The organism is Pseudomonas sp. A34-9, from assembly GCF_029543085.1.
In the GTDB taxonomy this organism is placed as follows: Bacteria; Pseudomonadota; Gammaproteobacteria; order Pseudomonadales; family Pseudomonadaceae; genus Aquipseudomonas.
The window spans coordinates 252,125-266,565 of record NZ_CP119967.1; the positions used below are offsets into that span (position 1 = coordinate 252,125).

The window sequence follows — 14,441 nt, forward strand, 5'->3', positions numbered from 1 at the left end:
CGCTTCCGGTCAACAGGTTGGCGTTCTCGGCTACCGCAATTGAAGCGTTGGCGAGGCACGATGCGAACATCATAAACCCGAGGATGGAAGCATGGACGGTACTTCTGCAAGTCCCCCACGACACAATGCGGCCCAGCGATCAGCGCATATTCGCGAAGTAGTGCTGGCCAAAGGCGTCGAGCTGCGCGAGCGCTACCCGATTCTCAAGCATCAGGATGCGCTGGGCGCGGTGATTCTGGCCTTTGCCCTGATCGGGATGATCGGTTCGGCGACGCTGTATATCAGCGGCCATATGGCGTGGTGGGTGTGCCTGTTGCTCAATGCGTTTTTCGCGTCGCTGACCCATGAGCTGGAACACGACCTGATCCACAGCATGTACTTCCGCAAGCAGCGCGTGCCACACAACCTGATGATGGGCCTGGTGTGGCTGGCGCGGCCAAGCACGATCAACCCGTGGATTCGCCGGCATTTGCACCTCAATCACCACAAGGTCTCCGGCACTGAAACCGACATGGAAGAACGCGCGATCACCAACGGTGAGCCGTGGGGTTTTGCGCGCTTGCTGATGGTTGGCGACAACGTGATGTCGGCGTTCATCCGCATGCTGCGGGCCAAGACCTGGGCGCACAAGTTCAGCATCATCAAGCGCACGCTGAAGGTCTACGCGCCGCTGGCGCTGGTGCATTGGGGCGCGTGGTATGTGTTTCTCGGTTTTCATGCGGCCAACGGCATCGCTTACCTGATGGGCTCGCCGATTGAATGGTCAGCGACCACATTGTCGGTGATTCAGGTGATCGATATCGCCGCCGTGGTGATCATCGGCCCGAACGTGTTGCGCACCTTTTGCCTGCACTTCATCAGCTCGAACATGCATTACTACGGCGATGTCGAGCCGGGCAATGTGCTGCAGCAGTGCCAGGTGTTGAACCCTTGGTGGTTGTGGCCGTTGCAGGCGTTCTGCTTCAACTTTGGCAGCAGCCACGGGATTCATCATTTTGTCGTGAAGGAACCGTTTTACATTCGCCAGATGACCGTGCCGGTGGCGCATAAGGTGATGCGCGAGATGGGGGTTCGGTTTAATGATTTCGGCACGTTTGGGCGGGCGAACCGCTTTGTTCGTCGGGATGAAATCGCGGTTTCTGGTGAGGCGGTGGAGGCCTGACAAACTGCCCTCACCCTAACCCTCCCGAAACGTCGGACCGCCCATAGGGAGAGGGGACCGATTGGGGGATATTGGGGGAACTACGCCGACCTGAACGTTTTTCGTCGAATCCATAATCGACCCGATTTTTCAGGTCGATGTTGACGAAAGACACCTCGGTCAGTCCCCTCTCCCTTTGGGAGAGGGTTAGGGTGAGGGGCTTTTGATCTTGCCCTCAATCCGGCTGAAACGGCGACTCACTCAAAATCACCCCGGTCTCCTCGACATACTGCTGCCAATGCCCGATCAACGCGGCGAGCTTGTCCGGCTGACTCACCGCCAGATCATGAATCTCCCCCGGATCATTGCTCAAATCGTAGAGCTGCCAGGTCGCCGGCCCCACCGGCCCGGGGATCCACACAGCCTTCCACGACCCCTGCCGGATCGCCCGGCGCCCGAACAATTCCCACCCTGTCACCGTATGCTCGTCATGCACCTGCGCGGTCTCGCCAGACAAGAACCCCAACCACGATTTGCCACGCAACGGCGCTACCGGTTTACCGTGCCATAACTTGCCCGGATGGCGTACGCCAGCCAGATCGAGAATGGTCGGCGTGACGTCCATCACCGTGCCGAAGCCATGACTGATCTGCCCTTTGAGCGCCAATTGCGGATAGTGCAACAGCGCCGGCACGCGAATCCCGCCCTCGGTGGTGAACGCCTTGAACAGCCGTGACGGCGCGGTCGCCACTTGCGCCCAGTTCGGCCCGTACCAGACGTAGGAGTTGGCCCGGCCAATGTTGTCGAGGCTGTTGTCGTAATGCTGGCTGAGGTACGTCACCAGTTCCGGACCGAATTTGGGGAACGCTTCCAGCAGCGCGCCTTCGGCACCGTTGTCGGACATGAACAGGATGAACGTATTGTCGAGCTGCCCTTGCTGGCGCAGGTAATCGACGACCCGGCCGATGTTCCAGTCCATGCGCTCGACCATCGCCGCGTAGACCTCCATCGCCCGCGCGGAAATCTGTTTTTGTTCATCGCTCAACGCGTCCCACTGCTGGGTCAACTGAATCAGTGGATGCGGCTCGACGTCCGGTTCGATCAGGCCGAGGGCTTTGAGTTTTTCCAGGCGCTCGAGGCGCAATACTTCCGGACCCGCGTCGTATCGACCCCGGTATTTCTCGACGATGTCAGCGGGCGCCTGCAATGGCCAGTGCGGCGCGGAGAACGGTAGATAAGCGAAGAACGGCCGGGTCTGGTCACGCTCCTTGAGGTATTGCAGCAGCTTGTCGCCAAAGGCATCGGAGGAATAAAAATCCTTCGGCAATTGATCGAGAAACGTATCGTCTTCGATGTACAGCGCCGGGGTGGATTTCAGCAGGCCGGGGGTTTGCTCATCGTAGGTCGGCTCGAAACCGTAGTGGTTGGCCGCGCCGGGCAGCAGCGAAAACGAGCGCTCGAAACCTCGGGCATGGGGCGCCAGTTCGGCCTTCAAACCGAGGTGCCATTTACCACTCATCAACGTTTGATAACCGGCCTCGCGCAACAGCTCCGGCAGCGCCACCACGCGATCGTTGAGGTAGCCTTCATAACCCGGTTTGCCGATCAGATCCGGGGTCAGTGTTTCGGCCATGGTGCCGATGCCGGCGATGTGGTGGTCGGTGCCGGTCAGCAACATCGAGCGGGTCGGCGAGCAGGTCGGTGCAGTATGAAAATCGGTCAGGCGCAGGCCGTTGTTGGCCAGGGCATCGAGATGCGGTGTGGCGATTTCGCCGCCGAATGCACCGATGTCGGAGAAGCCCAGGTCGTCGGCCAGAATCACCAGAAAATTGGGACGTTGCGGCATCGCAAAACTCCTGTTCAGCAGGCAATGAACGTCAGCGGCAGATCACGGATCTGCACCGGTACGCTCGGTTGGTAATGGTCGTCACTGGTCAGCTCGTGCAGCAGCTCTTCACGCAACTGATGGAAGTCGAAACTGCTGCGCTGGCGCGGGTGCGGCAGGGCGATGTCGACCACTTGCTTGATTCGTCCCGGACGCGGCTCCATCACCACCACGCGGTCGGCGAGGAAGATTGCTTCTTCAACGTCATGGGTGACGAGGATCGTGGTGATTTTTGCCCGGTCGCGGATCGCCAGCAGCTCGTCCTGCATCTGCTGGCGGGTCAGTGCATCGAGCGCGCCGAAGGGTTCGTCGAGCAGCAGAATGCGCGGGCTGGCGACGAGGCCGCGCGCTATCGCCACACGCTGGGCCATGCCGCCGGAGAGCTGGTGCGGATAGGCGCGAGTGAAGTCGCGCAGGCCGACCAGATCGATGAAATCGTTGACCCGCTGTTGCTTTTGCGCAGCGCTCAGCGGCTCGTTGACCAGGCCCAGGCCGATGTTGTCGGCGACGGTCAGCCACGGGAATAAACGGTGTTCCTGAAAGACAATGCCGCGCTCGCCGCCGATGCCGCTGACGGCTTTGCCGTCCACGGTAATCTGCCCGCGAAACTGCGTATCGAGGCCGACCAGCAAGCGCAATAACGTCGATTTGCCGCAGCCGCTGGAACCGACAATGGCGACGAATTCGCCTTCGGCAATGTCCAGGTTGAATTCGCGAATCGCCTCCAGTTCGAAACCGTCGACGTCAAAGGATTTGCCTACATGGTTGAAGCTGACAATCGGTGCGTTCATGCGTGTCTCCAGCGGGTGGCGCGAATTTCCAGGCGTTGGCCAATGAGGTTGAGCAGGGCGCCGGTGAGGCCGACGAAAAGCATGCCGGCCATGATCAGGTCCATGCGCAGCAGTTGTTGTGCGCCGATCATCTGGCTGCCGATGCCGCCGTTGGACGGCATGAAATATTCAGCGCCGATGGTGCCGAGCCAGGCGTAGATCAGGCTCAGGCGCAGACCGGCGAAAATTCCCGGAGCGGCGCCCGGCAGCACCAGCCGGCGCAAACGCTGCCCGAGGCTCAGGCGCAGGACTTGTGCGGCTTCGTTGAGTTGTGGCGAAAGATTGGCGACGCTGCGTTGCGTCGCGATAAACAGTGGGAAGAACGCGGCAAGGGCGACAAATACCCACTTGGCCAATTCGCCGAGACCGAACCACGCGGTGAGCAGCGGCACCCAGGCGAAGATGGCGATCTGGCGGAGGGCGGCGAGGGTCGGGCCGAGCACGCGTTCGCTGGTGCGCGACAAGCCCAGCAGCAAGCCGAGGGCAAAACCGAGGCCGCCGCCCAACAGTAAACCGGCTAGGGTGCGGCCCAGGCTCAGGGCCATACCGCTGACCAACGTACCGTCGAGCACGCCGTCCCAGGCAGTGATCAACACGGCCAACGGGCTGACCAGAATGTTGTTGTCGACCCACTGCTGCTCGTTCGCCAATTGCCACACCGCCAGCAAACTCAGTGGCAGCAGCCACGGTTGCAGGCGCTGCCAGCCTTCATGACGCGGGCCGCGACGAATTTCGGCGGTAGCCGGATGCGGCCAGTGCACCAGTTTGCGGTCCAGCAGACCGATGCCGCGATCCATCGCCACACCGATCAAACCGATGACCACGATGCACACGAAGACGATATCGAGCATGAACAACTGCCGCGCCCAGACCATCAGGTAACCGATGCCTTCGCTGGAGGCGAGCAGCTCGACCGCCAGCAGCGATGTCCACCCAGCCGCCAGTGCCAGGCGTACGCCGGCCATGAACGCAGGAAGGGCGGCGGGTAATACCAGGCGACGGATCAGAAGGTGTGGCGGCAGACGTAGCACGGCGGCAGCCTCGCGCAGTTTTGGCTGTGCATCGCGTACGCCGACGAGGGTGTGCAGGGTCACCGGGACGACGATGGCTTTGATCAGCACCACCAGTTTCAGCACTTCGCCGATGCCGAAAAACACCATGAACAACGGAATCCACGCCAGCGTCGGCACCTGCGACAGACCGGCGAAAGTCGGGAAGACCAGACGTTCGAGACGGCGGCTGAAACCCAGCGCCGCACCGAGCACCGCACCGGCGGAAATCCCTGCGAGCAAGCCCCAGAACAAGCGTTGCAGGCTGATCCACAAGTGACTCCACAACTCGCCATGCGCCAGTTCGACGGCGCTGTTCCACACCAGCGACGGCGCGGGCAGGATCTGTTCGCTCATCCACTCGTTGCGTGCGGTCAGCCACCACAGGGTGAACAGGCTGAGGGGCAGCAGCCATGGCAACAGGCGCTGGTTCAGGCTTGTCCAGGTACGGCGGCTTTTCAGCGGCGGCGCGGGGAGTGGCAGACTGAGCAAGGATTGGCGGGCCATGGGTGACCTCCGTTGTCGGGTTGGCTCAAGATCAAAAGATCGCAGCCTTCGGCAGCTCCTGCTCGGAATTGCGTGGACCCAGTAGGAGCTGCCGAAGGCTGCGATCTTTAGCGGTATTAGCAACAAACAAAAGGTTATAAGTGATTGTGTAAAATGTATTTTTAGAGATAAGCAGCGCCATTTAAGGCTTCCAGCCCACGCGCATCCAATGCATTCGAAGAATATTTTCGATGCTGTTTATGCATACGCCGCTGCAAGCCCCGTCGCTGCTCGCTTAGCTTAAAAAGCTATAAAAATGTGCATTTATAGTATTTAAGCGAAGGTATGCATTCGGCCTACTTTCGGCTCCTCAACGCCCGTCGTGATCAAGGAGCTGCACCCATGAACCTCCCCTTCAAACGTGTTTTCAGTCTGTTTGCCGTTCCTGTGCTGGCGGGTCTGCTGGCGGTCACCGCCCAGGCCGATGAACTCAAGGAAATCAGGATCGCCGTGCCTGACCTGAGCGCGGGTACTCAGCACAGTGGCGGCGGTGTGGTCGATGTGTTGCGTGATCAGCAGATTTTTGAAAAAGCCTTCGCCGATCAGGGCATCAAGATTCAGTGGAATTTCTTCAAAGGTGCCGGGCCGGTGATCAATGAGGCGTTTGCCAACGGTCAAGTCGATCTGGCGTATCTGGGCGATCTGGCGGCGATCATCGGCAAGTCCAATGGCCTCGATACGCGCTTGCTCAGCGCCAGTGCGCGTGGGGTGAAGCAGTATCTGGGCGTGGTGCCGGGCTCCGGGATCAAGACCCTGCAGGATTTGAAGGGCAAGCGCGTGGCGATCTTTCGCGGCACTGCGACGCAACTGTCATTCGATGCAGCGCTGGCCAGTCAGGGTCTGAGCGAGAAGGATTTGAAGGTGATCAACCTCGACTTCACCGGCGCGACCGCCGCACTGGCGGCCAAACAGATCGATGCGTCGTGGGGCAGTTCCGGTTTGGCGGCGTTGCAGACCAAGGGGTTGGCCGAGTTGCCTTTGAACACCAAAGATCTGGGTGGCGCCGGCAGCGTGCAGTCGGTATTGGTCGGCACGGGCAAGTTTGTCGATGCACACCCGGAGGCGGTGGCGAAATTGCTCAAGGCGCAGCAACAGGCGGTGGAGTGGCTGACCGAGGACAGTAACAAGGCGGCCTACGTGCAGTTGGTCTCGGGGTTGGCGAGTTATCCACCGGTGATCCTCACCGAGGACCTCAAGGATCAGAAATTGAGCGAAGTGTTCCCGTCGACGCTGGATCCGGTGTTCCTGGGTAGCTTGCAAGACAAGGTTGATCTGGCGGCGCAGCAGAAGCTGATTCGCAAGCCGTTCAAGGTCAATGATTGGGTCGCGCCTGAGTTGGCAGCGGCCAAGCTCTAACGCACGCCGATCGTTCCCACGCTCTGCGTGGGAACGCCTCAATAAACGCTCCGCGTCCGCTTTGGGACGCCGAGCGTCCCGGGCTGCATTCCCACGCAGAGCGTGGGAACGATCCTCTTAAACGGCGACGCTGATTTCCTGCTTATCCACAGCCACCAGCGTCTCGATCATCGCCCTCGCCGCCGGGGACAAGCGAAACCCGGTACGACTGACAATCCCGCACCGCGCATTCATGCTCTCGAGGTTCTGCGGCAGATTGCGCCAGTGCAACAGCGCCAGTGAACCTTGGGCAATGTCCTCGTAGAACGCCTCCTCGGTACCGATACCAATGGCATTCGATTGCAGTACCACTTTGACCAGCGCCGGAAAATGCTCGGTCTCGATGGTTGGGGAAAAATCGATCCTGCCGCTCAGATTCGCCAGCAATTTGCGAATGCCCGGCGGTATCAGCGTGGTCGCCAGCGGGTAGTCGAACATGTCGTTGGTCGACAGGCTTTCCTTGGCTAGCAGCGGATGCCCCGGCCGGCAGAAAAACACCCCGCGTTTGGGCGTCAGCGCCTGGGTCTGGAAGTTCGGATCCGACTCGAAATGACGAATGTCGGCGATAAAGAATTCGATCTCTTCACGGCTCAGTGCGCGGCTGAGTTTTTCCCAGTTATCCACCTGAAAACAGGTGCGTACTTTCGGGTGCGCATTGATGAATTGCGCCACAGCATCGGGCACCAGTTTCACCGCCGGCGCCGGGCCGCAACCGAAGTGCACTTCACCGGCATCGAGCTTGGTCATCTGCGTCACTTCGGCACTGAGCAACGCCGCGCCCTGCACCAGGCTCAGGGCGTGCTGCAGCACCACCTGACCTTCAGGCGTGGGGCGCAAATCCTTGTTGCCGCGATCTACCAGCACGCAGCCGAACTCTTGCTCCAACCCTTGAATACTGCGGCTGAACGCCGGTTGAGTGATGCCCATTGCGTCTGCCGCACGGACAAAACTGCGGTGCTCGTTGAGGGCGATGAAGTAACGCAACTGGCGAAGATCCATATGCTTTTCCGGCATCCTAAAAATAGCTCGAAGGCATTTGCGACGAGGGTTGCTAGAGGTTTTAAATGCAAGCTCTTATTCCGTCAACGAAGCATGTGAATATCTATTAGATGTAAATGGAATATAGATAGAGCGTTGTTTCGCTGCCGTCCAACCGTAAACAGTCGATGAGGGTCTACCCATGAGCAATGCCGCACTCGCAGTAAAACCCGCTGTCCACGCGCTGGAAATCCATCCGGTGGCCGGTCGTATCGGCGCCGAGATCCGTGGCGTGCATTTGTCCGGTGAACTCGACGCCGCCACCGTCGAAGCCATTCAACAGGCGCTGGTTCAGTACAAAGTCGTGTTCTTTCGCGAGCAGACTCAGCTTGACGACCAGCGTCAGGAAGCGTTTGCCCATTTGCTCGGCGAACCGGTGGCGCACCCGACCGTGCCGTCACGCGAAGGCACGCGTTATCTGCTCGAACTGGACGGCGCTGAAGGTCAGCGCGCCAACTCCTGGCACACCGACGTGACCTTCGTCGACGCCTACCCGAAAGCCTCGATCCTGCGCTCGGTGGTGGCCCCGGCCTTCGGTGGCGACACGCTGTGGGCGAATACCGCGACGGCGTACAACGGCTTGCCGACCGAATTGCGAGAACTGGCCGACAAACTGGTCGCCGTGCACAGCAACGAATACGACTACGCCAGCGCGAAACCGGACGTCTCGGCAGAGAAGCTCGAACGCTATCGCAAGGTCTTCACCTCCACCGTTTACGAGACCGAGCACCCGGTGGTGCGCGTGCACCCGATCAGCGGCGAGAAGAGCTTGCTGCTGGGGCATTTCGTCAAACGCATCAAGGGCTATTCGCAGGCGGATTCGGCGCACCTGTTCGGGCTGTTGCAGAGCCATGTGATCCGCCAGGAAAACACCGTGCGCTGGCGCTGGAAGGCCGGTGATGTGGCGATCTGGGATAACCGCTCGACGCAGCATTACGCGATTGATGACTACGGGACTCAGGATCGGGTGGTGCGTCGGGTGACGTTGAAGGGTGAGGTGCCGGTTGGGGTTTCGGGGCAGCGTAGTCAGACCATCAAGGGTCGTGAGTAAGATCAAAAGCTACCCTCATCGGAACGCCGCCCGCCCAGCCCTCTCCCGGAGGGAGAGGGGGCCGCCGGAGGTGTCTTGCGTCATACATCGACCTGAAAGATTGAGGCGATTATGGATTCGGTGCTGCTCTTCCAGGTCGGCGTGTTTCTTCAATATCCCAAGGTAAGTCCCCTCTCCCTCTGGGAGAGGGTTAGGGTGAGGGGCTCTTCCCGCTACCAAACACCAATCTGAACAACCTTCTCACTCTCCGGCTCACCATAGCGAAACCGCTGCCCCCGCAAATCAATCTCCTGATGACTGATCGTGGTCCGCCGCTTCAACCCGCGCACCCACTCGAACAAATACCCCGCATGCTCCTCACGCACCGCCGCGAATTCCGGGTCATCCCCCAAATCACGCAGCTCCTGCGGATCATTCAGCAGATCAAACAACTGCGGCCCAAAGCCGTCGTACGCCAGGTATTTCCAGCGCTCGCTGCGCACCATGGTCATGCGGCAACGATCGATCGGCTGGCCTAAACGCTCCCGCGCCGGTGCCTGGAAGGCGTAGTCGTATTCGCTGATCGCATAGCGGCGCCAGCCCGGATTTTCTCCGTGCAGAAGCGGGATCAACGAACGCCCTTCAAGCCGATGCTCTGCACCCGGTAGTCCCAGTGCCTGAAGAAACGTTGGTAGCGCATCGATGGTTTCTGTCAGTCGATCATCGACGGTTCCCCGGGTGACATCTGCCGCCGCCCGAGGATCGCGCACGATCAACGGTACGCCCACCGCCTGCTCCAGCAAAAATTCCTTCTCACCCAGCCAGTGATCACCCAGAAAGTCCCCGTGATCGCTGGTGAACACGATCAACGTGTCATCCCAGCGGCCGTTGCTCTGCAAAAGATCGAACAGCCGCCCGAGCTGATCATCCACTTGCTTGATCAGGCCCATGTACGTAGGGATTACAGTCAATCGTACTGAGTCGCGGGAGAAGTTGAGGCTTTCCTCGTGCTGGCGAAAAGCAGTGTATACGGGGTGTTTACTGGCTTCGGAGGGCGTCGCGCGGACCGCTTCGAGAATCGATTTCGTACTGTACAAGGCGTGGTACGGCGCTGGTACGATGTAGGGCCAGTGCGGTTTGATAAAGGAAAGGTGTAAACACCACGATTTCTCGCCTTGCTCGGTGATGAAGTCGATGGCTCGATTTGTAGTGTAGACAGTCTCTGAGTGCTGCTCGGGAATTCGTGCTGGCAAATTCGAATGACGCATTTTCCAGCCGCTGAGGATTTCGCCGTTTTCGCCTTCGGCGGCGTTGGCCCAGTCGTGCCAGGGGTTTTTGCCGTCGAAACCGTGTTCGCGCAGGTAATGGGTATAGGGCGCGGATTCGCGTTTGTCGTCGAACAGCGGATCGTCGGGATAGATGCCGTCGTGGCGCATGTACGGTTCGAAGCCGACTTCGTTGAACACTTCGGCCTGTTCGCTTTCCGGGTTGATTGCCAGGCGCTGTAGCGCGTCGACATTTGCTGTGGCGTGGGTCTTGCCTACCAGGGCGGTGCGAATGCCGTGAGGACGCAGGTAATCGCCGATGGTCAGTTCTTCCAGCGGCAACGGCACGGCATTCCACGCCACCTGATGGCTGCTGACGTAGCGCCCGGTATAAGCCGACATCCGCGAGGGGCCGCAGATCGTGCCTTGGGTGTAGGCGCGGCTGAAGCGCACGCCGGCCGCAGCCAAGCGATCGATGTTTGGTGTGTGCAGATGCGGATGGCCGTAGCAGGACAGGTAATCGCGGCGCAGTTGATCGCACATGATGTACAGCACGTTGCGCACGGGGTTTGGCGGGGTGGGCATGGGGTTCACCGGTCAGAGGGACAGGCGAGGGTTTTCGCTTTCGCTGGGGGTGTTCGGCAAGTGCATTTGGGGAATGGGTTTTATGCAGGAAATGCATCGGTGCCTGCGCCGGCCCCTTCGCGAGCAAGCTCGCTCCCAGATTTAGACTGCGTTCCCCTGTGGGAGCGAGCTTGCTCGCGAAGAGGTCCGATCAGACGGCGAGATTCTGCAGCGAGCAAGTCTCCTCATCCTGCTGATCAATCGCTTTGATCTGCTCAATCATCGCCTCCGCCAACGGCGACAACCGATACCCCGCGCGGCTGACAATCCCATAACGCGTGTACAGCTCCTCCAGATCATCCGCCAACCCTTCAATCCGCAAACACACCAACTCCCCCTTGGCCTGATGCAGTGCATCCGAATACGCCCCGACAATCCCGATCGCCTCTGAACGCAGCACCACACTGAGCAAACTCGAGCTGTTTTCACACTCCACATTCGGCGTGAAATCCGGCCGCCCACTCAGGTCGACGATGACCTTGCGCAGGTTCGGCGGACGAATACTCACCGCTAGCGGATAGCTCATCAATTGCTCGGCGCTAACCCGATCAAGCCCGGCCAATGGATGCCCCGCGCGGCAACAAAAATGCCATTTACGCGGCCGCAACCGGTGTGTCAGGTAGTCCGGATCGGCTTCAAAGTGCCGAGTATCAGCGACAAAGAATTCAAACTCTTCGCTCAATAAGCGTTTGCTCAGACTCTGCCAGTCATCGACCTGAAACTGCACCCGTGCCTTGGGGTAGCGACCGATAAAACTGCCGATGGCACGAGGAATCAAACCCGCCGCCGGCGCCGGCCCACAACCGAAGCGCAATTCCCCGGCCTCCAGCCCGTTGAACTGGCTGATCTCGTTGGCCATCTGCTGCGCGCCACTGACCAGTCGCCGTGCGTGTTCGAGCAGCACCAGGCCCTGTTTGGTCGGCGGTAATTCCTTGCGTCCGCGATCAACCAACTGACAGCCGACGCTGTGTTCCAGCGCCTGAATGCTGCGGCTGAACGCCGACTGCGACAGGTTCACCGCCTGCGCGCCGGCGACGAAGCTGCGTTGTTCAGCCAAGGCAATGAAGTGACGAAGTTGGCGCAAGTCGATATGCATTTTTCACATAAAAAATATCCGGGAAATGCATTGGATATGCATTACGTCGACTCCTTATAAAGGCAATCTCTTATGCAGTAAATATTTGTAAATCCATAAATAAATAACTTAAAAGAATATGCAGCGCTGAAGATGTCTGTGTGTTTTTTGACCAGGAGCCGCGCCATGAGTCCGTTGAACCTTGCGTCACCCTTAACGCCACGACGGCTCAAACGCCTGCCTCTGGCCCTGTTGCTGGCAGGGAGCGCGAGCTGGACTCACGGTTACGCCGCTGAGTCTGAAACCCCGGCGCCGGTGCCGGCCGGCAAGCCTGCCGCCAACAGTTCGCAATTGGAAACCGTGACCGTCACCACCCGCCGTCGCGAAGAAAGTTCGCAAGACGTGCCGACGCCCATGAGTGTGGTCAGCGGACAGAATCTGGAAACACAGCGGGTCTACCGCATTCAGGATTTGCAGCAACTGGTGCCCAGCGTCAACGTCGCCTACATGCATGCACGGCAGTCCAGCGTGTCGATCCGTGGCCTCGGGAATAACCCGGCCAGCGATGGCCTGGAAGGCAGCGTCGGCTTGTACATCGACAACGTCTACCTGGGCCGTCCGGGGATGGCGGTGTTTGACTTGATGGACATCGAACAACTCGAAGTCTTGCGTGGGCCGCAGGGCACGCTGTTCGGCAAAAACACCACCGCCGGGGTGATCAACATCAGCACTCGCGCGCCGACCTTTACACCCGAACGCAGCATCGAAACCTCGGTTGGCGAGGATGGTTACTTCCAGACCAAGGGCACGATTTCCGGGCCGCTCAACGATCAACTGGCCGGACGCTTTTCGGCTTATCGCACCCGAAGCGACGGCGACATCAAGAACGAATACGACGGCCATGATTTGAATGGCGGCTCACGCGATGGCTTCCGCGCGCAACTGCTGTTCAAGCCCAATGAAGATTTCAATCTGCGCTGGATCGGTGACTACAACGAGGAGGATTCCAGCGCCGGCACCCGCGTGCTCTACAGCACTGGGCCGACCATCAATGGCGTCAATCTCTACCAATCCCGCGCCAACGCAGCCGGCGCAACATTGGTCAACGGTTCGCACCGCAAGGTCAATCTGGACAACGACCAGCACGTCACCGTGCATCAGGGCGGCACCTCGGTCGAAGCGAACTGGACGCTGCCGAGCGATTTCACGCTGACCTCGATCAGCTCCTATCGCTTCTGGAATTTCACCCCGCGCAACGACGACGGTCTCAACGTGCCGGCGAGTTACAACGCCGGGGTGTCGGTGGAAGACAAACAGTACTCGCAGGAATTTCGCCTGGCCTCGCCCAAGGGCGAGTTTTTCGATTACGTCGTTGGCGCCTACTACTTCGGCAACAATCTGGACAACAAATCCTTCGCCTATTACGGCCCGCAAGCCGACATCTGGAACGGCACGCCGGCCGGTGCGCTGGCCAACGTCACCAGCGTCGGCAACGGCCACATCAAGACCGACAGCTTTGCGCTGTTCGCCCAAGGCACCTGGCATCTCAGCGAACGTCTGGACTTCACCGCCGGAGTGCGCGGTACCTATGAAGAAAAAAGCGCCTGGGTCACGCGTAATGCGCCGGTCGGCGGTGCGACCGTCGCCGGTGCTGCCGCAACGGCGCGGCGCGGGCGTGCCGGTGCTTATGATTCCGGCGATTTGAATCAGTACAGCTCCAGTCCGTCCGGACTGCTCAACCTCAGTTACCGCATCACCGATGATGTTCTGGGCTACGCCACGTTGTCCCACGGCGAGAAATCCGGCGGGGTTAACCTTGCGGTCGGTTCCGCTCCGGTGGCCGGCGCCGATTCACTGCTGATCGGCACCGAGCGTGCGAACAACGCCGAACTCGGCTTCAAGAGCACGTTGTGGGACCACCGCCTGCAACTCAACGCCAACGTGTTCTGGACTCAGGTCAACGCTTACCAGACCAACGCCTATGACGCCGAAAATCGCGTGCAATACCTGACCAACGCCGGTTCCGTGCGTTCGCGCGGGGTCGAGTTCGAAAGCACGGTAATCCCGTTGCGCGGGCTGACCCTGAACATCAACGGCTCCTACAACGACGTCAGCTATCTCTCGTACAAAGATGCCCCGTGCCCGCCGGAAGTCAGTCAGGCGCCGGGCGCTCCGGCCTCTTGCGACCTCAGCGGGCATCAGGTGGTCGGCGCCTCGAAATGGATCGGCAACGCCAACGGCGAATACAAATGGAATCTGGATAACGGCTTCGAACCTTACGTCACCGCCAGCTATGCCTTCCGCTCGAAAGCGGTGGGCACGGTCGAGGATTCCGACTACGGGCAGATCCCGAGTTATGCGGTGGTCAACTTCTCCACCGGCCTGCGCGGCGACTTCAACCAGGGCCAGTGGGACGTGTCGCTGTGGCTGAAAAACGCTTTCGACAAAACCTACTACACGACCCTGTGGACGGGCGGCAACGGCGGCTATGAAGGCTTGCTCGGCACACCGCGGACCCTCGGCGTCACCGGTCGCTACGACTTCTGATTCGTCACTCAAGGAG

At 59.8% G+C, this 14,441-nt stretch carries 10 protein-coding genes; 4 read left to right on the forward strand and 6 right to left on the reverse strand.

The features are described from left to right. Positions 1 to 91 precede the first annotated feature (91 nt). Positions 92 to 1,162, forward strand: coding sequence for a fatty acid desaturase (locus P3G59_RS01095; RefSeq protein WP_277760117.1), 1,071 nt, complete (start codon positions 92 to 94; stop codon positions 1,160 to 1,162). A gap of 214 nt (positions 1,163 to 1,376) precedes the next feature. Here the strand turns inward: P3G59_RS01095 and P3G59_RS01100 are convergent, their stop codons facing one another. The 3 genes from P3G59_RS01100 to P3G59_RS01110 are packed head-to-tail and all read right to left on the reverse strand — an operon-like array spanning position 1,377 to position 5,412. Then, positions 1,377 to 2,987 carry an arylsulfatase gene (locus P3G59_RS01100; protein ID WP_277760118.1) on the reverse strand — a complete coding sequence of 537 codons (1,611 nt, stop codon included), beginning with the start codon at positions 2,985 to 2,987 and terminating at the stop codon, positions 1,377 to 1,379. A 14-nt stretch (positions 2,988 to 3,001) separates the two neighbouring features. Next, entirely contained in the window at positions 3,002 to 3,817 is an 816-nt protein-coding gene (locus tag P3G59_RS01105; RefSeq protein ID WP_277760119.1) for an ABC transporter ATP-binding protein, read from the reverse strand. Beyond that, positions 3,814 to 5,412, reverse strand: coding sequence for an ABC transporter permease (locus tag P3G59_RS01110; protein ID WP_277760120.1), 1,599 nt, complete (start codon positions 5,410 to 5,412; stop codon positions 3,814 to 3,816). The genes P3G59_RS01105 and P3G59_RS01110 overlap by 4 nt, the downstream gene beginning before the upstream one ends. 381 nt (positions 5,413 to 5,793) lie before the next feature. On the opposite strand from P3G59_RS01110, the gene P3G59_RS01115 reads away from it, so the two are divergent. After that, entirely contained in the window at positions 5,794 to 6,807 is a 1,014-nt protein-coding gene (locus P3G59_RS01115) for an ABC transporter substrate-binding protein (RefSeq protein WP_277760121.1), read from the forward strand. A gap of 117 nt (positions 6,808 to 6,924) precedes the next feature. On the opposite strand, the gene P3G59_RS01120 is transcribed toward P3G59_RS01115, so the two are convergent. Then, a complete protein-coding gene (locus P3G59_RS01120; RefSeq protein WP_277760122.1) occupies positions 6,925 to 7,845 on the reverse strand; it encodes a LysR family transcriptional regulator in 921 nt (306 codons plus the stop codon). 181 nt (positions 7,846 to 8,026) lie between these two features. Between P3G59_RS01120 and P3G59_RS01125 the strand changes: the two genes are divergently transcribed. After that, positions 8,027 to 8,935 (forward strand): TauD/TfdA family dioxygenase, encoded by a 909-nt coding sequence (locus P3G59_RS01125; protein ID WP_277760123.1) that lies wholly within the window; start codon positions 8,027 to 8,029, stop codon positions 8,933 to 8,935. 212 nt (positions 8,936 to 9,147) lie between these two features. Here the strand turns inward: P3G59_RS01125 and P3G59_RS01130 are convergent, their stop codons facing one another. Together P3G59_RS01130 and P3G59_RS01135 are read right to left on the reverse strand one after the other, a co-directional pair. After that, positions 9,148 to 10,764, reverse strand: a complete 1,617-nt coding sequence (locus P3G59_RS01130; protein WP_277760124.1) for an alkaline phosphatase family protein — start codon at positions 10,762 to 10,764, stop codon at positions 9,148 to 9,150. Positions 10,765 to 10,954: 190 nt separating this feature from the next. Then, positions 10,955 to 11,899, reverse strand: a complete 945-nt coding sequence (locus P3G59_RS01135; RefSeq protein ID WP_277760125.1) for a LysR family transcriptional regulator — start codon at positions 11,897 to 11,899, stop codon at positions 10,955 to 10,957. A 165-nt stretch (positions 11,900 to 12,064) separates the two neighbouring features. Between P3G59_RS01135 and P3G59_RS01140 the strand changes: the two genes are divergently transcribed. Further along, positions 12,065 to 14,425, forward strand: a complete 2,361-nt coding sequence (locus P3G59_RS01140) for a TonB-dependent receptor (RefSeq protein ID WP_277760126.1) — start codon at positions 12,065 to 12,067, stop codon at positions 14,423 to 14,425. Positions 14,426 to 14,441 lie beyond the last annotated feature (16 nt).